Origin of the sequence: Nannocystis exedens, from assembly GCF_002343915.1 — a bacterium.
Lineage (GTDB): Bacteria > Myxococcota_A > Polyangia > Nannocystales > Nannocystaceae > Nannocystis > Nannocystis exedens.
The window spans coordinates 2,241,455-2,262,825 of the sequence record NZ_NETK01000001.1 but is presented as its reverse complement, the minus strand read 5'-3'; the positions used below and the strand labels follow the sequence as shown (position 1 = coordinate 2,262,825).

General features: G+C 71.0%; 16 protein-coding genes and 1 pseudogene. 12 read left to right on the top strand and 5 right to left on the bottom strand.

Annotation, left to right across the window (positions count from 1 at the left end):
* The first annotated feature begins 72 nt into the window (after positions 1-72).
* The 3 genes from NAEX_RS08780 to NAEX_RS53725 all read left to right on the top strand — a co-directional run bounded on the left by NAEX_RS08780 (position 73) and on the right by NAEX_RS53725 (position 3,117).
* On the top strand, positions 73-1,287 hold the full coding sequence (locus NAEX_RS08780) for a KamA family radical SAM protein (protein ID WP_211302377.1): 1,215 nt from the start codon (positions 73-75) through the stop codon (positions 1,285-1,287).
* Between the two features lie 4 nt (positions 1,288-1,291).
* Positions 1,292-2,929: an asparagine synthase B gene (gene asnB / locus NAEX_RS08775; protein WP_096327065.1), complete on the top strand. Its 1,638-nt coding sequence runs from the start codon at positions 1,292-1,294 to the stop codon at positions 2,927-2,929.
* Positions 2,930-2,991: 62 nt separating this feature from the next.
* Positions 2,992-3,117, top strand: coding sequence for a hypothetical protein (locus tag NAEX_RS53725; protein ID WP_256254107.1), 126 nt, complete (start codon positions 2,992-2,994; stop codon positions 3,115-3,117).
* A gap of 160 nt (positions 3,118-3,277) precedes the next feature.
* Here the strand turns inward: NAEX_RS53725 and NAEX_RS08770 are convergent, their stop codons facing one another.
* The gene (locus tag NAEX_RS08770) at positions 3,278-4,864 is read right to left on the bottom strand and encodes a hypothetical protein (RefSeq protein ID WP_143825544.1); all 1,587 of its coding nucleotides are present in this window, start codon (positions 4,862-4,864) and stop codon (positions 3,278-3,280) included.
* A gap of 622 nt (positions 4,865-5,486) precedes the next feature.
* Between NAEX_RS08770 and NAEX_RS08765 the strand changes: the two genes are divergently transcribed.
* The 7 genes from NAEX_RS08765 to NAEX_RS08730 all read left to right on the top strand — a co-directional run bounded on the left by NAEX_RS08765 (position 5,487) and on the right by NAEX_RS08730 (position 15,358).
* Positions 5,487-7,550, top strand: a complete 2,064-nt coding sequence (locus NAEX_RS08765) for an FG-GAP-like repeat-containing protein (RefSeq protein WP_143141240.1) — start codon at positions 5,487-5,489, stop codon at positions 7,548-7,550.
* Positions 7,551-7,967: 417 nt separating this feature from the next.
* Positions 7,968-8,957, top strand: coding sequence for an SIR2 family protein (locus tag NAEX_RS08760; RefSeq protein ID WP_096327062.1), 990 nt, complete (start codon positions 7,968-7,970; stop codon positions 8,955-8,957).
* A 345-nt stretch (positions 8,958-9,302) separates the two neighbouring features.
* Entirely contained in the window at positions 9,303-10,010 is a 708-nt protein-coding gene (locus NAEX_RS08755; protein WP_143141239.1) for a hypothetical protein, read from the top strand.
* Between the two features lie 221 nt (positions 10,011-10,231).
* The gene (locus tag NAEX_RS08750) at positions 10,232-11,440 is read left to right on the top strand and encodes a hypothetical protein (protein ID WP_096327060.1); all 1,209 of its coding nucleotides are present in this window, start codon (positions 10,232-10,234) and stop codon (positions 11,438-11,440) included.
* Positions 11,437-12,192, top strand: a complete 756-nt coding sequence (locus NAEX_RS08745; RefSeq protein ID WP_096327059.1) for a ferritin-like domain-containing protein — start codon at positions 11,437-11,439, stop codon at positions 12,190-12,192. The genes NAEX_RS08750 and NAEX_RS08745 overlap by 4 nt, the downstream gene beginning before the upstream one ends.
* 873 nt (positions 12,193-13,065) lie before the next feature.
* Positions 13,066-13,818, top strand: coding sequence for a hypothetical protein (locus NAEX_RS08735; protein ID WP_096327057.1), 753 nt, complete (start codon positions 13,066-13,068; stop codon positions 13,816-13,818).
* Between the two features lie 643 nt (positions 13,819-14,461).
* Positions 14,462-15,358 (top strand): hypothetical protein, encoded by an 897-nt coding sequence (locus tag NAEX_RS08730; RefSeq protein WP_096327056.1) that lies wholly within the window; start codon positions 14,462-14,464, stop codon positions 15,356-15,358.
* Between the two features lie 321 nt (positions 15,359-15,679).
* Here the strand turns inward: NAEX_RS08730 and NAEX_RS08725 are convergent, their stop codons facing one another.
* Entirely contained in the window at positions 15,680-17,095 is a 1,416-nt protein-coding gene (locus tag NAEX_RS08725; protein WP_096327055.1) for an alpha/beta hydrolase, read from the bottom strand.
* 76 nt (positions 17,096-17,171) lie between these two features.
* Entirely contained in the window at positions 17,172-17,321 is a 150-nt protein-coding gene (locus NAEX_RS49855) for a hypothetical protein (RefSeq protein ID WP_170135572.1), read from the bottom strand.
* 496 nt (positions 17,322-17,817) lie between these two features.
* On the opposite strand from NAEX_RS49855, the gene NAEX_RS08720 reads away from it, so the two are divergent.
* Positions 17,818-18,603, top strand: coding sequence for a hypothetical protein (locus NAEX_RS08720; RefSeq protein ID WP_096327054.1), 786 nt, complete (start codon positions 17,818-17,820; stop codon positions 18,601-18,603).
* A 241-nt stretch (positions 18,604-18,844) separates the two neighbouring features.
* Here NAEX_RS08720 and NAEX_RS53720 read toward each other — a convergent pair whose 3' ends face one another.
* Positions 18,845-19,216 (bottom strand): BON domain-containing protein, encoded by a 372-nt coding sequence (locus tag NAEX_RS53720; RefSeq protein ID WP_096327053.1) that lies wholly within the window; start codon positions 19,214-19,216, stop codon positions 18,845-18,847.
* Between the two features lie 220 nt (positions 19,217-19,436).
* Positions 19,437-19,742 (bottom strand): annotated as a pseudogene (locus tag NAEX_RS54415) (hemerythrin domain-containing protein); the annotation flags it as partial.
* Positions 19,743-19,993: 251 nt separating this feature from the next.
* Here NAEX_RS54415 and NAEX_RS08705 point away from each other — a divergent pair.
* Positions 19,994-21,082: a hypothetical protein gene (locus NAEX_RS08705; protein ID WP_143141238.1), complete on the top strand. Its 1,089-nt coding sequence runs from the start codon at positions 19,994-19,996 to the stop codon at positions 21,080-21,082.
* Positions 21,083-21,371 lie beyond the last annotated feature (289 nt).

Here is a 21,371-nt window from a genome sequence, read left to right as displayed (position 1 = left end):
ACGTTGCGCGATTTTGCGTCCATCCCGCAGATCGCCGCGCTCCCTGCCGATATTCGCCTGCAACTGTCCGCGGTGGCCCGCGTCCTGCCGTTCCGGGTCAATCGATACGTCCTCGACGAGCTCATCGATTGGGGCCGGGTCCCCGACGATCCGATCTATCAATTGACCTTCCCCCAGCCCGGGATGCTGGACGACGCCGAAGTGCAGGTCGTCGCCGATCTGCTGCGCGCCGAGGCGCCCGGCGGCGAGATCGAGGCGGCGGTGCGGCGGATCCAGCGCGGCCTCAATCCCCATCCGGCCGGCCAGATCACCCTCAACGTGCCGACCCTGGACGGCCGGGCGCTGCGCGGCATGCAGCACAAGTACCGCGAGACCGTGCTGTTCTTCCCGGCGCAGGGGCAGACGTGCCACGCCTACTGTACGTACTGCTTCCGCTGGCCGCAGTTCGTCGGCCTCGACGACCTCAAGTTCGCCGCCCGCGAGTCCGAACAGCTGGTCGAGTACCTGCGCCGTCACCCGGACGTCACCGACGTGCTCATCACCGGCGGTGACCCGCTCGTCATGCGCACGGCGGCCCTGCGCCGCACGATCGAGCCCCTGCTCGCGGCCCGCCTGCCCGGGCTCACGACCATCCGGATCGGCACCAAGGCGCTGGCCTACTGGCCGTACCGGTTCACCACCGACGCCGACGCCGACGACCTCCTGCGGCTGTTCGAGGAGGTGGCGGAGCGGGGGATGCACCTGGCGCTCATGGCTCACTCGTCGCACCCGCGCGAGCTCGAGACGCCGGCCGCGATCACGGCGATCCGCCGCGTGCGCTCGACCGGCGCGGTCATCCGCTGCCAGGCGCCGCTGATCCGCCGGGTCAACGACGACCCGCAGGTGTGGGCGGAGCTGTGGCGGGCGCAGGTGCGGCTCGGCGCGGTGCCGTATTACATGTTCGTCGAGCGCGACACCGGCCCGAAGGAGTACTTCAAGGTCCCGCTCGCGCGGGCGGTGGCGATCTTCGGCGACGCGCAGCGGCAGGTGTCCGGCCTGTGCCGCACCGCCCGCGGGCCGTCGATGTCGGCCATGCCCGGGAAGGTCGTCGTCGACGGCGTGGTCGAGTCGGGCGGGAGGCTGTGCTTCTCGCTGCGGATGCTGCAGGGCCGCGATCCGGCGTGGGTGGGCCGCACGTTCCTGGCCGAATACGACGAGCGCGCGGCCTGGCTCGACGAGCTGCGGCCGGCCGGCGACGAGCCCGAATTCTTCTACCAACGCGTGCTGCGCGAGACGCAGCGGAGGTGACGACATGTGCGGGATCATTGCAGTGTTCGGCGACGTCGACGGCAACGTCGCGGCGGCGGCGGAGGCGGCCGCGGCGCGGCTGGCCCACCGCGGCCCCGACGGCAGCGGCTTCTGGATGCGCCTCGGCTGCGCGGTGCTGTGCCACCGACGGCTCGCCATCATGGACCCCGCGCAGGGCAAGCAGCCGATTCACGGGCGCGACGGCGCCGCGGTCGTCCACAACGGCGAGATCTACAACTTCCGCGCGCTCGCCCGCGAGCTCGCCGGGGTCGGGCGTCGCTGCGTCAGCGGCTCGGACAGCGAGGTCCTGGCCCACCTCTACGAGGAGCGGGGCGAGGCCTGCGTCGAGGCGCTGGACGGCATCTTCGCCTTCGCCGCCGTCCACGGCGACGAGTGGCTCGTCGCGCGCGACCCGATCGGCATCAAGCCGCTCTACTACGGCCGCGACGCCGCCGGCAACCTGTGGTTCGCGTCCGAGCTCAAGGCGCTGATCGACAATTGCGTGTCGTTCGAGGTGTTCCCGCCGGGCCACCTGATGACGCGCAGCGGCGGCCTGCGCCGCTGGTACGCGCCGGCCTGGCTCAGCGGCGAGGCGAGCGCGACCGGCGATCCGTCCGGGCTCCGCCGGCGGCTGACCGACGCGGTCGAGAAGCGACTGATGAGCGACGTGCCGCTCGGGCTCCTGCTGTCGGGCGGGCTCGACTCGAGCCTGATCGCTGCGCTGGCGACCCGACTCGTGCGGGCCCGCGATCCGGGCGCGGAGATCCACAGCTTCGCGATCGGGGTCGACAGGGACGCGCCCGACCTGCGCGCGGCCCGGGAGGTCGCGCAGTTCCTCGGCACCACGCACCACGAGGTGTCGTTCCGGGTCGAGGACGGGATCGCCGCCCTCGACGACATCATCCGGCACGTCGAGTCCTATGATATTCCGACGATCCGGGCGAGCATCCCGATGTACTTCCTGAGCCGCTATATTCGCGATCGGGGCGTGAAGGTCGTGCTATCCGGCGAGGGCTCCGACGAGATCTTCGGCGGCTATCTCTATTTCTATTACGCCGAAGATCCGGAGGAGCTGCGGCGCGAGACGGTCGCGCGCGTCGCCAACCTCCACCTCAGCGACGTCCTGCGCGCCGACAAGAGCACGATGGCGCACGGGGTGGAGGCGCGGGTGCCCTTCCTCGACCTCGCGTTCCTCGACCTGGCGATGTCGCTGCCTCCCGAGCTCAAGCAGCCGCGGAGCGCGAGCCGCGGCCGCGAGGCGCGGGTGGAGAAGTGGCTGCTGCGCCAGGCGTTCGCCGACGACGCCGATCCGTTGCTCCCGGCGTCGGTGCTGTGGCGCCAGAAGGAGCAGTTCTCCGACGGCGTCGGCTACGGCTGGGTCGACGCGTTGCGGACGCACGCGGAGCGCGTGGTGACCCCGCGCGAGCTTGCGCGCGCCGGGGAGCGCTTTCCCTACGCGACGCCCGCGACCGCGGAGGCGTACGTCTACCGCGAGCGCTTCGAGGCGCTGTTCCCCGGCGAACACGCGGCCCGGTGCATCGTCCGCTGGACGCCGCGCTGGCAAGCCGACAGCGACACTTCGGGTCGTGCCAACCCGTTCCATCGCGCGGCCAACGAGCGCGCGGGGGCGCGGGCCGGCTAGGCAGGCGCTCGAGGGACGAGGAGCGGGTCCGCCTGGCGACCCCCGCCGGGGACGGGCGCCCCGTGGCGGCGCGGCTCGACGAGGCCGCCGCGCGCCAGGCCGGGCGTACGGCGGAGGCGGCGCGGCTCGCCGCCCTGCGCGCGTTGCAGCTGCTCGGCGAGCGTCACGTGATCGTGCGCGTGCAGTGAAGGCCGCCGCGGTCGCCCCCGGCGCAGTATGACGCGCCTGTCTCAAGGGACATGGCGAAGCTGCACCGGCGTCGCTCGGACCCGGACGAACGTGCCGACCCGAATCAGAAGGCACGGGCCAGGCGACGCATGAGCGGGCAGGCAGGCGGGAGTCCGGCGATCACGGGGCCAGGACGTACACGATCGTCACCACCGCGCCGCCGCGGAGGATGCGGATCGCGGCGCTGCCGGAGGCGGTCAGGGCGTCGACGCCGCGCAGGACGGCGCTGACGTCGGTCGCCGGGTAGCCGTCGACGACGTAGACGACATCGCCCTCCTCGAGCCCGAAGTGCGCGGCGAAGCCGTCGGCGTGCAGCCAGTCGATGGCGAAGCCCTGGAACGGCTCGCCGTCGACGGTGACCGTGGTCGAGTGGGTCGTCGCGTCGAGCACGAAGTCGTCCAGCCGCGCCTCCACGTATCCCAAGACCCACCGCGGGACGGTCACGGTCAGGCCGCCCATGCCGTCGGATGCGATCGAGATCTCGGTCGCCTCGGCCGCGACCTCGTCGACCCGGCACGGCTGCTCGCCCGCCGTCGGGTTCGCGGGCGGGCGCGCCAGGACGGCGGTCGCGAAGGGCGTCATCGTCGGCGACTCGCACTCCGCCGGCACGTGGCCGAGGGTGATCGGGTCGACCTGTTCGTGGAAGAACTTGCACTCGAGCATGTCGATGTACCCGAGCGGGACGTCCCAGTCGCCGAGGTACGCGCTCTTGCCCGGCATGCGCGAGTACGCGGCGCCGAGCAGCATCGCCTGCGCGAGCGCGGCCCCGTACGTGAAGGCGTCGCCGTATTCGTCGTCGTCTTCCGCGTCGTCATCTTCGTCGGGCTCGTCGCCCGTCGTCTCGAAGGCGTCGTTGTGCTCGGGCTCGCCCATGGCGTGCCCGAGCTCGTGGGCGAAGCTCGGGGCGATGAAGTATTTGGCCGCCACATCGGCCTCGACGGCGTTGGGCTCGCGGACGAAGCCTCGCTCGACGATCACCGCGTTCTGCAGCTCGGCCCACTCCATGCGCCACGTGACCTCTTGTACTTCGTCGTAGGCGTTGATCTGGCTGATCGAGCTGTAGAAGTGGAGCAGGAACTCGCGGTTGTAATCATTCTCGTCGAGCACGAACGAGCCGGCCGCGGGCAGCTCGGCGACGGCGAACGACTCGGCCCAGCCCTCCGGGTACAGCTCGTCGGCGAAGAACAGCGCCTCGTCGGCGGGCACGAACAGCGGGTGGAAGAACAGGGCGTGCAGCCCGCTGACCGTGTTCTTCAGCTCCTCCGCGTAGTTCGCGGCCTTGCTGGTCGCGAGCGCGTCGATCTCGGCCGTCGTCATCTCCGGGTGCTGCGCTGCCAGCTGCGGGACGAGGTCGTCCTTGGTGAGGAACCACGTCGACTCCCAGTTCCACAGCTCGAACAATTGCTCGCGGCACGCCTCCGTCGGCGCGAACGGGTCGTCGACCTCGGGCTCGGCCTCCGAGTAGCCCGGGCCGACGGGGCACACGAGCCCGGTGTTGTGCTCGAAGGTCGTCTTGTAATTGCAGGCTTCGACCAGCGCCTCGATCTGCTCGGGCGTCAGTTGGCGCGGCGGGGGCACGCACGATTGCGCGCCGCAGGGGTCGGCGGGGGCATTGTGACACCCGCCCGCGCCGACGGCGCAGGCGAGCACGACGGCGGAGCCACGAAACCGGGGTCTTTGGCGCAGGGACGCGATTGTAGCCTTCATGATCAGGATAGTCCGATGCAGTTGAGATTGCGGGCGCTCGCTCGGCGCCGCCGACGTCGATCCGCGCGTTGTCGTAACGGGTGCTCGCGATAGGGCCGGTCGGCGCGATGCGGCCGCGGCCACGGCCGGGCAAGCTCCCGGGGGAGAGGGGACAGCGCTCCCACGGTACGGGGCGATAGTGATGTTCGGCGCTTCTTCCCTTCGGCCGGTGCGCAGGTATCAGCAACCGATGTGCCGCCCATTTGTCGTGGAGTTCTGCGAGGCGCCGGCGAGGCGCCGTCCCGTGGCCGCGGGGCAGCCCCAGGGCGCCCCATGGGGCAGCGCCGGCGCTCCTGGGTCGCGCGAGCATCGAGGCCTCGGGCGAGCCCGAATGCGTCGCGCGCTGCAAGTGTGCGTGGTCCCTGGCCATATTGATTCAATCGCCTGTCGCCGCGATCGACCGTCGATGGCGACCGGTGCGATGGCTCATGTCCGCCGCCTCGCCGACGTTCGCCCTCGCCCCGCGATTCGTGCGACCCTGACATCGGATCGCGGTGTCCGTGCTGTCTCGGCTCCGCGGATCGGTCATCACACCTCGTACACGATCGCGGCAGTACATCCCGGCACGGGTGAACGGGCCGCCATGAGCACGACCATGTATAAAAAATTGTCCAGTCCTTCGTCCACGCCGGCTCCTCTGTCCTCCGCGCCGTCCCTCGGCCGTCCGCCGCAGCGGCTCTTGTGGGCCCTCTTGACGCTTCTGCCGAACCTCTCGGCCTGCGAGCCGGACGACGGCGCGGAGGAGGGCGTCCCGAGCTGGGAGGAGTTCAGGGCCCAGGTGACGCCGGTGGCGGATCAGGACGACGTGTGGATCGTCGAAGGCGACATGCTCGTCCAATCGGAGGCGTCGCTGCGGTACTACTACGACACGCGGGTCGCCGTCGCGAAGCCGCGCGCCTGGGTGGAGCTGGAGAACAACGACTTCGACGACATCCACGACGTCGGGCGCAAGCTGGCGCTGACGTACTGCGTGTCGGACGAGTTCGTGACGCAGTACTCGGCCCAGAAGAAGGCCGAGGTGGTGGCGTGGATGCACACCTATACGGCCGACTGGGAGCGGGCGGCCGACGTCAACTTCGTCTACCGGCCGGAGTTCGATGCGACCTGCACCGGGCCCTCGAACGACGCCTGGTACGCGGTACGGCCGACCCCTGGCCTGGGGGGCGCCTGCGCGGCCGGGGGATTTCCGTTCCCGGCGATCTTCCAGACGAATCGAGAGATTTTGCTGGCGCCCCCGCTGCTCAACGGCTCGATCGGATGTTCCGACATCCCGCGGATCATGCGTCACGAGCTCGGTCATGTGCTCGGGCTACAGCACGAGCACACGCATCCGGGCGTGACCGATCCGGTGAACGACGGCGACGACTGCGAACCCGACAGCGGCCCGGCGCGGCCGCTGTCGGAGTTCGACAGCTACTCGGTCATGGCCTACAAGGGCACCCCCCAGGGGTGCAACAACGACCCGCTGGCGACCCTGTCGCGGCGCGACGCCGCCGGCGTCGGGTTGCAGTACAACCTGGCGTGGGAGGGCTGGCACGCGTCCTCCCATCAGTACTCGAAGTACGACGCGAACTCGACCAAGGACATCTACTGGTACCGGCCGTCGAACATGGTCGGGGACACGATGTGGTGGGGTCAAGCGAACGGGACCTTCCTGTCGGCGAACGTCCCCTCGCCGGCGACAGGTACGCGGCTGCGGCCGGTCGTCGGCAACTTCGCCGGCGACGCGCGGCAAGACATCTTCTTCTTCGGCGCCGGCAGCGAGCAGGACCCGTTGTTCATCCGCACCGGCGCCGACGGCACCCCGGGCTTCACCGCGGTGAACTTCACCATGGGCGGCCTGTTCCAGCCGCTGGTCGGCAACTTCGCCGGCACGGCCAACACCGACATCTTCTGGTACGGCCCGGGCTGGATCACCCACTTCCTGTGGAAGTCGCTCGGCGCGTCGGCGTCGCCGTACTTCGACCAGTACGCCTACACCTTCGGCACCCCCACCGATTGGTACGTCCCGGTCGTCGGGAACTTCGACGGCACCAGCGGCACCGACATCTTCTTCTACAACTCCGACACCGACGCCGCCAACAGCGTGTGGTTGAAGAGCCTGGGCGGCGGGATGATGTCCCCGGTCAACATCGATCACGAGGCGCTCGGCCTGCTCGGCACCTTCTCGACGCCGTACTTCTATACGCCGCTGACCGGCGACTTCAACGGCGACGGCAAGGTCGACATCTTCTGGTACGCGCCGGGCCAGGCGACGAGCGGGCGGTTCTGGGGCGGCGGCGCATCCGGACCCGGCACCCTCAACGTGGTGGCGAACGCCCCGGCCGGGACCTACAAGCCCTATGTCGGGGATTTCAACGGCGACGGCAAGAGCGACATCGTATGGCTCGATCACGACGGCGACATGGACCAGGTGTGGTGGATGGGCGCCAACTTCACGAAGACGGTGACGACGATCGACCTCCAGGTCGTCGACGCCAGCCTGGTGCTCGGCTTGCTGACGGCGGACAACCGCACGGACATCTACGCCTACGACCTCGCGTCGGCGACCGACCGGATCTGGACCGGCAACGCCGACAACACGTTCACGCTCGCCGGCACCGTCCCGCACGGCGAGGGCTACCCGGTCGGCTACGGCCGCCGCTGAACGTTCGGGGCGCGGACGAACGCGCCGCCGGTGCCCTGATCCGGCGGCGCGCAGGCCCGGGCGTTTCGTTTTCGGTCGCGCTCGGCACGGCGAGGCTCGCGCAGACCTCGGTGCTCTGCCCCGGCGCGACGGGGGCGAGCGAGCAGGGCGATGGATCGCATCGACGGGCTCGTCCGCAGTGACGCGTAGCGACCTCGTCCTCTACGGGCCGTGAGGCGCGCCTGCGAACTCAGCAGCAGTGGACACCGAGCACCGGGCGCGCCTTACGCCGCGCCCGGTGCGCCAGGGCTCCTCTCCACGCAGAAGGGCCGCAGCTCGGCATGTCCGTCGACGTTTGCTCGTGAACCAACCTGGGCCACTCATCCACTGGCGGCTGCCGGTCCGCGGCCACGAAGCGACGCCGTCTCGACGCTCCGCATGCCGAAGTTCCCCCGCGATCTCGTACGAGTCTTGAAGGAAGGGCGGGTCTTGCCCTTCGTGGGAGCCGGGGTGTCTCGAGCCGTGACGAATCGAGCGGGCCAGCCGGTGTTTCCCACCTGGCGCGAGCTGCTGGAGCGGGCCGCTCAGCAATTGCACGCCGACCAGAAGGCCGAGGAAGCGCGAGCGGTCCGGGCTCGCCTCGAGAGGGGCGAGTACCTGGCGGCAGCGCAGCTCGCGCGGGACGGGCTCCGGGGTCGGCGGTGGCGAGACTTCCTGCTTCACCAGTTCGATCCGGACATCGCGGAGATCGATCGGAGCACGCTGGCGTGGGCCGAGTCCATCTGGTCGCTCGGCAGCGACGTGGTCGTGACGACCAATTACGACCGAGTGCTCGAATGGGCCAGTCCGCATCCGCCGGCCTGCGAACACTGGCCGACGAAGGTACCTGCGGATTATCTCGCGGCGTTGGCGGGGAGGACCGCGAAGCCCGCCGTCTGGCACCTTCACGGCATGATCCAGCAGATCGATTCGATCATCCTGACGTCCGAGGATTACGATCGCCTGTACTCTTCCTCGCTCCAGAGGCGGTTTTCTGCGGCCCTGGCGACCCTCCGCAGCTTCCTCGCGCACAAGAGCTTCGTGTTCTTCGGCTTCGGCTTCATGGACCAGCGCCTCCTCAACGAGCTCCTCGGGGTGGTCGAGGACGGGCGGGGCGGCACGGGCCCGCACTATGCATTCGTCCACCGCGACGAGAGCGAGCGGTTGTTGCCGCGAGTCCGTGCGCTGAACCTCGAACTGGTGACCTTCGATGAATTCGGCCCGCCGCTCGTACAGCTCGTCCGTGAGCTCGGCGACGCCCGCACCGCCCGTCTGTTCCCGAAGCTGACGCGCTCGCTCGACAAGCAGGCTCCGTCGCTGTCGCCAGGGGCGGGCGAATTCGGCTCCCCCAGGGGCGGGGGAAGCGAATTCGTCACCGAACGCGGCTGAAGCCGAGCCTTCGCGCTCCTCGAACCGCGCTTGCAGTCCCGGGCCCGAGGCTTTCAGCGGCACGTGGTCCGCGCCGGTTCGCCCGCGACCGCGAACCGAAGCTCGGTTCATGGGAGCCTGGCATCTGCTGTCGATTCCGCCCGAACTCCACGTCCGCGACGGCGCAGAGGGCCCGCCCGGGGTCGCGTCATCACGTCCGGTCAGTAGAAGTCTCTCTGCCGAATCATCGGACCGGTAGAGCCCGCTGCCGCGAGCATCTCTCTTCCTCGCGTCGATTCGCCTTCACGGGCGCGGGCCAGGGTGAATCCCAGTTGCGGGCGACCGAGCGTTTGCTACGTCGCTGGCATGTCACCCGCCCTTCTTCGATGCGTCGTGCTCGCGTTCTCCTGTGCTGCGTGCAATGCCACGTCCGATCGCCGCGAGAACGGGCAAGACAACACCTTGTTGGCGCGGGGCGTCGATACTCGGGCGTCGACCTACAAGGATCCGCAGCCGCCTCGCACGTCGCCCCGTGCGCCCGAAGCGGCCGGATCTGCGGAGGACGCCGAGGGGGCGTCGATCAGCGCCAAGACGCGCAATGAGACGATCTCCGACCTCCATGTCAGGGTCCCCGTCGAATGGGGCCGGCGTCCGTCTTCCGATCCGTCGGAGCGCCCGAGCTTCGTCATTCCCGGGCCCGGCGGCGACGCCGAGCTCACGGTATACAGCTTCCCCGCCGAGGGAGAGGAGGGGGAGGCCGCCTTTCAACGCTGGCGGGCTCAGTTCTCCCGCGCCGAGGGCACGCCGGACGGCGGCGCGACGCGGGTCCAGACGATGGTGCGAGGGCCGCTCAAGGTCACCCTCGTCGACATGCCGGGGGCGACGGGTGCACAGGCGCTCCCGGATTCATCCGCGCGCCGACCGGGCCCGCAGGACCGGCTGCTCGGGGCGATCGTCGAGGGGGACCATCAGCGCCACTTCTTTGCCGCCGTCGGGCCTGCGCCGACCCTGGCGCTCTGGGAGCAGGCCTTCGCCGATTTCGCGGCGACGTTCGCGGTGGGCTCGTCCCCGTGATCGCCCCCCACGGGCTCAAGAAGCCCGGGCGATACGATGGCCGGCCCGTCGAGGGCACGACGAGGCGGCGTGAGCGCTCGGTCGTGGCAGCCCGGCTGGTCGCGCTCGACCGGCGCAGGTTGCTCGGACTCTGTCCCGACAATATCGCCCGAGCGTAGTTGCATCTCCACGAAATCAGGCCAGACAGGCCGTGCCAGTCTACCCCCAGCCAGGAGTTCGCAGTGAGCCTCGACATCTTCAAGGAGCGCGGTACCCCGCTCGAGCGCCAGATGTTCACGTGGAAGGAGATCGCCGGCGAGCCCTACAGCAAGCTCGACGACGACGCCTTCACCCGCGTGCGACAGATCTTGATGCACGGCGTGGAGCAGGAGTCCTGCCGGTTCAAGCACTTCGCGGCGCGGTTCAACCCGGACCTGCGCCTGCCGCTGGCGCAGATCCGGCGGGTCGAGCATCACCAGGCGACGATGGTCAACTGGCTGATGCCGGCCGACCAGTCGGCGCTCGAGACGACGATCGGCTTCGAGCAGGTCGCGATCGAGGTCACGGCCCACGTCGCCGCGGTCGAGCCGGATCCCTACATGGCGCAGGTGTACCGCTTCGGCTTGCTCGAGGACTTCGATCACCTGTACCGCTACGCCGCGCTGATGGATCGCCTCTGCGGCAAGGATGCCAACAACATCCTGCAGAGCTACACCGACATCATGCCCGGCCGGCCGACCTCGGTGGAGCATCGCAGCCCCGAGGACGACCTGCGACGCTACTACGAAAAGACGAAGGCGGCGCCGCTGACGAAGATCCACGCGGCGTTGATCACCGGCGCGGAGTGGCAGACCCGCGACTACTACCTGACCGTGGGGCCGACCTTCGCCGACCCGCTCGCCCGCCAGCTGTATGCGGAGATCGCCTCGATCGAGGAGCAGCACGTCACGCAGTACGAGGCGCTGAGCGACCCGAACGAGACCTGGCTCGAGAAGTGGCTGGTGCAGGAGGCGACCGAGGCCTACGCGTACTGGAGCTGCTATTGCCAGGAGCAGCACCCGCGGATCAAGCAGATCTGGGAGCGCTTCTTGAGCTACGAGCTGGAGCACCTCCGGATCGTGCGCGAGCTGATGCAGACGCTCGAGCGCCGCGACCCGGCAGAGCTGCTGCCCGCGGAGTTCCCCGACCCGCTGAGCTTCACGAGCCACCGCAAGTTCGTGCGCGAGACGCTGGCCGAGGAGGTCGAGCTGCGGGCCCGCGGCTTCGACATCGTGCCGCCTGACCAGGAGAGCCCCGCGTCGGTCGCCTACCGCGCGCAGCTCAACGGGGCCGGCTCGCCGTCGGCGGTCGTCGCCGCGGGTTATCAATGGAAGCCAGGGACCGAGCTCACCGACCCGCGGACGCGGCGGATCGAGTTCGCCTCGCTGGCCGGAGAGGAGGCTGTACGATGAGCTCGAACAATCGCCCGACCGACATCGGCATCAATCGCACCGGCATCGCGCTGTCCCCCATCGACGGCCCCCTCATGGCCGAGGGCGCGAGCGCGGCCCCGCCGAGCTCGACCGGCTCGGCGCGCGACGCCGCGACCGTCCGCCTCCAGTACGCGGTGGAGGCCGGCGACTTCGGCCACATGCCCCCGCCGCTGACCCTGCGCGGGGCCGCGAACACCGCGGTGGAGCTGCTCAAGGGCACCAAGGCCAACGTGCTGCTCGACAAGCTCGGCGAGCGCCTCGCGTTCGAGCGCACCGGCGTGCGCTTCTACGACGGCCTGATCATCAAGTTCGAGGCGAGCGGCACCTGGGAAGGGGGGCCGACGCTGGAGGAGCTCGTCGCGTTCCGCGACGACGAGGCGCGCCACTTCGATCTGATGGTACAGACGCTCACGGCGCTCGGCGCCGATCCGACGGCGATGACCCCGTCCGCCGATCTCGCCGCGGTCGAGGGGCTGGGCGTGCTGCAGGTGATCTCGGACCCGCGCACCGGCCTCGCGCAAGCCCTCCACGCGCAGCAGATCGCCGAGCTCGCCGACGTCGCAGGCTGGGACCAGCTCGCCTGCCTCGCCGAGACGCTCGGCCACACCGAGCTGACGGCGCAGTGCCGCAGCGCGCTCGCGCAAGAGAACCTGCACGCCGCCGCGGTGGCGCGCTGGCTGAAAGCCCACGCCGAAATCGCCGCGCGCGGCGAACTGTCGGCGGCGAGCTGAGTCGCTGCGCGACCGGTGACGCGCGAGACCCGGCGCGGTGTACTTGAGGGCCTTGAAGTGGGCGACTGCCCGGCGCCGCGCCGTGAGGTATCCTTGTCCCATGACGATGCCGTGCGCGCTCACCGAGGTGATGGACGAGGTGTCCCGCGCGACCGCGACTGGTCCACGCCGCAGGACCTCGGCGTCGCCCGGGCGGCGCCGCGGCCGCCTGGCTAGCGAGCGACGATCCGCTCGCCATGCTGCTCCTGCTCGCCGCGCTGCCTCGACGCGAGGAAGAGATGTGCATCGGGCTGGTGGCGGAGCTGTCGTCCTTCGGGACGAAGCACGCAGGATGAGCTACCGCCGCGCCGGCATGCACGTCGATAGTCGGTGTCCGTTTCGCTTCCTCCACCTCTGGCAGCGGCGGCGCGTTGCCTTCGTGAGGAGCGAGGACACGGAGCGGTCGCGGCTCGAGCCGGAGCTCGCCGCGGCGATCCGCGTCATCGTCCACGATCCGTTCACGCTCGTCGGGCCCATGGGACGATCGCAAAAGAGCTCGAGGCGACGCCTGACGGCACCTCTCTCGCGTGTCGAGCTCCTGCGACGTCGCAGCGCTTGAACGGGCTTCGCTCCACCCCGGTGCGTCGCGGAGGACGCCGTCTCGCCGTCGCGGCGGTGGATGAGGTGCACGATGCGGCACATGCGGGTGAGGAAGGTAACCTCCGAGGCGTGGTCCCGCGGCGAAGCCACGGTGAAAGCGGTCCAGAATGCCCATGAAGTGAGTCCGGATCCAGGGGAAGCGACGAGAGGGCCGACACGCAGGAGATTTTGCCCGCTCCCAAAGGATCGAGTCGGCTTGACGCCCGCGGCCTGGACGTACGATCGTCCCACGTCATGCGGAGCAACGCCCCCGTCGCAGCCGTCCTCGCGCTGGTCGCCTGCGCAGGCGATTCGTCGCCCAGCCCCGCGTCGCCGAACCAGGCTCCTCCGGCCGCCGTATCGGTCGCTCCGCTGGCCGACGCCGCGGCCCCGCAGACGCCCGAGCACTGGCTCGATCTGCGGCCGGGGCGCTACACCGCGGTCCCATTCGTGATGTCGATCCCGGCGGAGCTCGCCGGCGTGCAGACGCGGTTCGCCCGGGCCGTGGCGACGCAGGAGGCGTGGGTGCAGCAGTACCTCGCGGAGCTGCAATTGCCGCCCGGCGCCCCGTTGCCGTACCACCCGAACCTCGGGGTGAGCGAGGCCGAGTACCAGCAGCTCCTCCATGCGTACGAGCACCCGATCGTCGTCGAGGCTGACAAGCGCGACCTCGAGGTCCGGGTCGAACGCGGCGCGTTGCGGTTCTCCGCGCCTGAGCCCCTCGCGGCCCTCGACCTGCTGGCGATCGAGGCTGGCGGACGCGCGCGTTACGGCGACGAGGTCGTCGTCGATGGTCCCGAGCGGATCGACGGGCTGCAAGGGAGCTTCGGCGCGTGGTCGGGCTTCGCCTGGCGGCACGACGCCTCGAGCCTCGTCTCGCGCACGATCGACGTCCTCGACGTCGAGCTGGGTCGAGTCGCTGGCCGGCGATTCCTCCATCTCGCCCGCCGACGCGGCGACGGCACCGCCATGACCGAGGCCACCGAGCTGTTGGCCTGGATCGATTGACGTCCGAGGTATCTCGCCGTGCGGGCGAACTGCCCCCCCGACATCCCTGGTCTGGGCCCCTCGTCGGCCGCGACGCAGCCGGCGTTGCTCCTCTCCGCGCTCGGGTTGGCGATCACCAGCACCTCCGCCGTCGCGTCGCCGTCGAGGTCGGCGATCACGAGGTATTCGTGGATCGTCCCGCTCGAGTTGCGGATCTGCGTGCGCACCGTCCCGTCGGCTCCGTCGATCAGCCGGAACGCGCACTCGTCCTGGTGCGCGATATCACCCCCGTTCGCGTCCTCGACCCCGTGGTGCCCCACCAGACTGACGTGTAACGCGCTCGCTCTCGTCCCTCGAAGGTCGCCGTGCGTCGGCGAACCCCGCCATCCGACGCCGTAGCAAGATCCCCTGGTGGCGCACGCGCGATGCGGATAACGTTGCGCGCGTGCGTCGCTTGCTCGTGTCCATCATCGCGGTCCTGTCTTGCGGCCTCATGTTCACGGCAACCGGGTGTCGCTACTCCGGATCGACTTCAGACGCGCACGCCTCGCGGCGACCTCCGGTCGAGAGCCGCGCGTGCGACGACGTGCCGGCGGCCCCGTGCTCGGATGCCGTCCCCGACGCCTGCGCAGATACGTGCGCCGCCGGCGATGCCCCGAGCTGCGTGATCGCGTTCCTCCACGATCGCGCCGCCCGCGAGGCCGCGCGCGCGACCCTCGAGCGCCGCTGTGCCGCCGACCCGGCGTGCGGCTGCGCGTGGCTGTCGCAGGCGCTCGTGTCCGCCGAGGCCGCAGACGATCGTCGCCGTGGCCTGACCCTCGCGCGCTCCTCGTGCGACGCGGGCGCGCTGAGCGGCTGCGACACGCTGTACCTCACCGAGGGCTTCTGCCTGTCCGGCATCGACGAGCCCGGGTGTGACGAGCTCCGCCGCCTCGGTCGCGTCCCGCCGCGCGCCGCACCGCTCGAGCGGCTGTTCGGGTGTCGGCGAACCGTGACCAACCTCGGTCCGTCGGTGGACGTCTGTATCGCGCGCGACCGGATCTCCGTGCGTGACTCCAGCGGCGCGTGGGATCAGTGGCCGCTGACCCGCTGGACCCGCGACGATCGCCGCGACGCGGTGGTATGGGTCGCCGAGGGGCCGTCAAGAATCTGGTACATCTCGCCGCGCGCGGGCGTGCCGACCGGCGAGCACCGCGTGTTCGCCGAAATCGCCGACGTGAGCGGCCTCGTCCACATGGCCCTCGGCGCCCGACGAGACGCGGATCTCGAGCGGACTCTCGCGGGCATGCCGACCGCCGAATCAGTGTGCCGGCAGGTCGAGCGCTGCGAATACGCCTTGAAGGAGCAGCGGCACCCGGCCCGCGGCGAGGAGGGCCACGAGGTGTCGAGGCTCGCGCCGACGCTCCTCGGCTGCCACGAGCACTGGCGCCAGCTGGTCGCCGACTTCACCAGACCCATCACGGGCGTCGCGTTGCCGTCCGCGTGCGGCACGATGCACCGCAGCACCGGCGAAAACGCTTGGGCGGCGACCGTCGAGCCGCCGTACGCGCTGCCGCGGTGAGAAGGCTCGTCGATGCAGGCCGTGCGCCGTCGACCCGGTCGAGCGGCTGGCGGCGGTGCGCCCCGCGATGGACGCCGCGTCGCGGCGCGGCGGGCGTCTTTCGTCGCCTGCAGGTTGTGCGGACGAACCACACCGCCGGAGGGGCGATACGAGGATGGGTGCTCGCAGTGCGCCGAGGAGCACCTCGGCGTGGTGCATGGAGCTGTTCGTTCGCCGTGGCGACCTCGCGACCCCCTCGATGTCCCGGGGTTCGACGAGCCGCCGTGGCTACGAGCCGGTCGCAGCGGCGGGGTGAGGGGCCGCGGGCCGGTCGGGGGAGCGTCAGAGCGGCGTGATCGAGACGCTCGCCGTGTAGAACGTCGACGAGGCGCCCTGGTACTGCTGGTACGGGTTGTCGGGGCCGAGGACGACGAGCGGCGTGGTGAGCCGGCCGCTCGCGTCGGCGAGGACCGTGTACTCGGTGGCCGCGCCTTGCCCGTCTTCGATCGAGAGGCGGTAGGGGGCGCTCGGGACGTACAGCGGCGCGGTCGTCACCTCGGCCGCGCCGCTCCCGTCGAGGGTGAAGCCCCCGGGCCCGTCGACGACGAGCGTGGCGAGCTCGGCGACGGCGCGCGTCATGGTCACCTCGTAGCCGAACGCGCCGAATTCGTCGTCGGCGCTCGTGTACTCGAAGGCGGTCGGCGCCGGCGGCGGCGCTGCGAACACGGCCATCAGGTGCGGCAGCCAGTCGGCGAGCCACGGGTTCCACCAGGTGAAGCTGTGATCCGCGAGCGTCTCCTCGACGTAGCGCGGGCCGGTGCCGGGCTGCACGACGGTGCACGCGCCGCCCGTGCAGAGCGAGCGCTCCGGATCGAAGCCGGCGGCCTCGACCGCGGCGTGGAAGCGCTGGTTCACGGCGTGGATGTGCGCGTCGTCGTCCGTCCCGCTGTAGTAGGTGAGGTCGACGGGCCCGAGGTTCGCCACGAGGTCGACGGGGTTGTGCGCGCGGTAGTTGAGCTGCTGGGCGTTGTGCGCCCACGACGGCTCGTTGTTGTAGGGGCCGAAGATCGCGTTCGCGTTCGCCGCGGCGCCGATGCCCGACGCCCAGACGATGAGCTGTTGCGGCGAGTAGGTCATGTCGAGGCCGCCCGAGAAGGACGCGGCGGCGACGAAGAGGTCGGGGTGCCGCGCCGCGTACGAGAGCGCACCGAAGCCGCCCATCGAGAGCCCGGCGATCGCCCGGCCTTCCCGCGTCCCGTAGGTGCGGAAGTTGACGTCGATCCAGCGGACGAGCTGGTGAATGTGGAAGGTCTCGTAGCGCGGCGTGTCGTCGGCCTCGCGGACGAACCAATCGGTGTACCAGCCCTTCCCGCCGCCCTCGGGCATCACGACGATGAGCTCGAGACCCGCGGCGAGCACGTCGGCGTCGCCGTCGGCCGTCCAGTCGACGTAGGAGCCCGTCCCGCCGTGGAGCAGGAACAGCACGGGATACGCGTCCTCCTGGCCGTCGTCGTAGCTCGCGGGCAGGAGGATCCGCGCGCGCGCCTCGGGCTGCTCGATCGCGCTCGAGGAGGGCAGGACGGGATCCTTCGGGTCGATCGCCGCGGTCGCGAAGGCCACGTCGAACAGCCGCGGCTTCGCGGGGGGGCGCTCGTTCAGGGCCGCGAGCCCGTTCACGTCGACGAAGCCCTGCGCGCGGGCGGGCGAGGTCGCCGACAAGACGAGCAAGAGGCCGAGGAGGGTCATCGCGCGGATCATGTCGCTTCTCCCGTGGATGAAGGGTTGGTGCGGTCGGCCGCCGGGCGGCCGTTCGTCCGCCCGGCGGCATGGCGGGTCACGCCGACGACGGCCCGGGGTTGATCACCAGCATGAGGTTGTTCGCAATGAACCAGGGCATGACGCGCTCTCGGACGTCGGTCGACACCGGCAAGTCGCCTCCGAACATCCACTGCAGCTGCTGCAGGTACGAGATCAGGTCCGACACGCTACCGATCTGCTGGGAATCGATGGATTGTCGTTCACGATGTCATTTTCCTCCTCAAAGTAAAGAGCCGCTACCCCTGAACTGCGATCCAAAATCGTTTCGCTCCTGGGAGGTGCCGTCGCGGCTCGTTACGAGCTCGCGGGTTTCGCCGCCATGCGACCGGGAGATCCCCGCAGCTGCGGGGGCGTCGCGCGCCCTGCGCTGCCGGGTCCCTGGGGACCGGGTGGGGAACGCAAGCGCTCCCACCATTGACATGACCTTCATCCCCCGCGCCGGCGATTCGAAGGGTCGCATGTCACAGCGCGAGCAGGAGCGCGCCGTGGCTCGCCGCGCCGACGCCCGAGCGCACGAGGCCGGCGCGCCTGGCGGAGCTGCCGCCGGGCCTGCGTTCGGCCCGCCGGGGGTTCGCGGGGCGACCTCGGTATTGTCGACGTGGGGCGTGGGTGCAGCTGCCCTCTGGTCCCTCCACGCGCCGACAGCGTGTAAGACTCGGCCGGTGAGGCGGCACCGCGCGATCATCCATGCTCGCACTCTGGCGTTCGTCCTGATCGTGGCAGGCTGCCCCGGCCGGGACGCGCCATCGTTCGCGCGCCGCTTCGCCAAGCTGGAATGCAAGCGGCAGGAGAAGTGCTGGGACGGCAGCACGTACACGTCCTTCTACACGATGTACGGCGGTGACGTGGAGCGCTGTCGTCGCGAGGTCGAGGAGGAGCAGCTCGCGCAGGTGGAGCGCGGGTGCACGTATCGGCCCGACGAGGGCCGCGAGTGCCTCCGGGCCGTCGGCGAGCGGCACGAGCGCTGCCACGCGGACCGCGACCTCGCCATCGCGGCCGCGTGCGCCGAGGTGTTCGATTGCCCGCTCGAGTGCGACCTGACGCAAGATTCATGTGGGCCCGCCAGCAAGTGCATTCCCTACAGCGAAGACGGCGGGGAGTGGGACCGCACGAAGTGCGTCTCGGCGAGCACCGGCCTGCCTGGCGAGCCCTGCGAGATCGCGGGAGTCGAGACGGCCGGATATCACGACACGTGCGGACCTGCGTCCCTGTGTTGGGCTGAAGCGCCCGGCGCTCTCACGGGCATTTGCGTCGGCTTCTGCGAGGGCATCGAGCCGGGCTGCACCGAGGCCGGCGAGGCTTGCCTGCTCCTCGGCGAGCTCGGCTTGCCGCTGTGCCTCCCGACCTGCACCCCGTCGCAGCCCTCGACGTGCGCCGCGGCGGAGAATTGCGTGCCGGCGAGCGAGGCGGGCGCATTCGTCTGCGCGCCGGCCGAGCTGCCGGAATGACGGCTCGAGGCCGCGGGCCCGCGCCCACACGCGAGCTTCGCGTCGCTCGGTGACTTCAGGGAGCGCCGTCGAAGCGATACGTGTTGTAGGCGTCGCCCTGCGACGTCTGCGAACCGTCGTTGCTCCACAGGACCAGGGGTTCCCGTTGTGGTGGTGCGCGAAGGATCGCCGGTCATCGACGCGGTGAGCCTTCCACGGTGCGAGGCCGACGTGCGCCGCTCGTTCGTCGCGGTGGGCCGTGCTAGGACTCGGGCCGGCGGACTCGCAGGTGATTGCTGACGACGCGCACGCCGCTGACGGCGACGACCAGGTCCTCGATCCTGCGGCGAGCCGCGTGATCTTCGACCGAACCGGACAGCGTCACCTCGCCGGCCTCGACGCGGACCTCGACGTCGCCGGCGCCGACCTCCGGCGAGTGCGTCAGGACGTGCTGCACATCGTCGACGAGGCTCGCATCGGAGCGCGGGTGAGCGACCGGCCCGACGCCGGCATAGCTGCTTGAAAGCACGCCGCCCCGAGCTGCGGCCGGTGAACGCGCTGCGCCCCAGGCCGCCGGCGGTGCCGTAGTTGAACTGCTCCGGCGCGCCGAGCAGTCGGCCGGGGCGGGGGTCATGCGCGGGCTCTGCCGGACCGGGCGGGCGGCCCGGGCTCTGCCCGTCGTGCTCGCTCGTCATGCGACCGCCGCTCGGCGCGTCGTCGTCGCCACCCGCCTCGATCGCCGTGAAGGTCTCGGCGAGCGTGCGCGCCTGGCCGTCCCCGACGAGCTCGCGCACGGCCTCGAAGATCGCCTGCTCCTCGAGCGCCACGTGATCCCGCACCGCCTGCCGCAGCGCCGCGATGATCTCGTGCCAGCGATCGTCTTCGCCGGTCGTCTCGTCGAGCTCGGCGAGCAACCGGCGCACCTCGGCGTGGTCGGCCCGCGCGCGCTCGGCGAGCGGGCGCGTCCGGTCCTCGCGCGCGAGCGCGTCGTAGACGACCGACTCCTCGGCCCGTGCGTGGCGCTCGAGCAGGTCGTGGAGCTCCGCGAACAGCTCCTCTCGCCGTGCGACATCCTCCTCTCCCGCCAGCGCGTCGAGCCGCCCGAGCACCTCGCGGTGCTGCTCGCGGATCACTTCGTAGAGGGTCGGCTCGTCGGTCATGCGCCGGTCCATGACACGAGCGCCGATGCGCGGCCAATGCGGCGAGCGGCGGGCCACGGCGGCGAAACGGCCTCATCCTCGGGCCGCGGCCCGCGCAGTCGTGTCGTCGACAGGTCGCCCTCCTCGCCGTGCTCAGGGCTTGCATCACCGCCCGCGCTCGGGCCGCTCTCTCGGCCGCATGGACCGCGCAAGTCCGCGGGGCGCGAGGCTTGAGGGGGGCCCGCGAGTCGGCGATACTCCGACCGCTGCGAATGCCTCGCCCTCGACGTCACGCGATTCCTGCGAGCCTGGTGGCGCTGGCGCTCGCGGCCGGTGCATGCCGCCTCGCCCCGCCGGCGATGCCCGGCAAGGACCTGCAGGCGCACGCCGAGGAGGAGGCGACCGGTCGCGCGATGCGGGCCGCCGAGGCGGAGGCCGGAGAGGCTGTCCGAAAGGCCAGGGAGGCCGAGGACGCGGCGGCGGCGGGGTTGCGGGCCGCCGAGAGCGGGGCCGACGCCGACGCCGGGGCGCGGCAGCGGGACGGCGAGCGCTACGCGCAGGCGATCGCCGAGGCCCGCGCGGGCGCGCCCGGCTGCACCCTCGAGGTCGAGCGCCTGATCGCGCTGCGGCGCCAGCTCGCCGAGTACGTGTCCGAGCCGGCGCGCGACGCCGCGATCGCGGGGCTCGAGCCGTGCCGCAAGGCCGCCTTGAAGCTCCGCCGCAAGCACCATGAGGCGGCGCTGCGCGACCTGCCGCGCGGGGCGGCCAGGGACGCCGTCGCGGCCGCCCTGCGCGACGACGGCCTCGCCGATCCGTGGGTCCCGGTGCAGTCCGGCGCACTGCCCACACCTGGCCGCAAGACCAGCTCGGCGGACGCCGACGAGGCCGCGCTGGCGAAGCTGCGCGGCGAGGCGACCGCCGCGGCGCAGGCCGTGGACGCGGCCGAGGCCGACCTGGCGCGCGCCAGGCAGGGCGTGGCCGCCAGCGAGGCCCGCCTGGTCCAGCTCGACGAGGCCGACCGGGCGCGCGAGCAGGCGTGGCGCGGCGAGATGCAGCGATCCGCCAATCGCTACCTCGCGGTCGCCGGCGCGGCGGGCGTGGCCGCCCTGGTGGGGCTCGGCGTCGGCTTCTTCTTCATCGCCCGCGGCGACGCGATCGAGTCCGGCAAGAAGTCGTTCTCGACCAGGGCCGAGCGCGACGAGGCGGCCAGGCACGCGCGGACGAGCAGCCTGATCGGCTTCGTCGTGGCGCTGCCGTTCGCGGTGATCGGCGTCGTCGCGGCGCACTACGGGCTGCGTCGCCAGGCCCTCGGCAAGCAGCGGATCGCGGCCGGGCCCGGCGGGCTGATGATTCGCTTCTGACGAATGCCCCGAGCGGCATGCTCGGGGACGATTCGCCGCGAACGCGTCGACCAGGCGCCGGCACTGCGCGAGGGCGCTTTTAGCGACGGCGGTAGCTCGACGAGCGGCGGCACGTGCCGGCGACACGCGGCTCCGGAATACACCGAGGTACGGTGCCCTCACGAGCGGCGGCACGTGTCGGCTCGACACAGCTTTCGGACGAACACATCAAGATCCGGGTGCCGTCACGATCGGCGGCACCGCGTCGGCGGTGCTGCTCGACGCAGCTGCTTTCCGAACACGTCCGGGA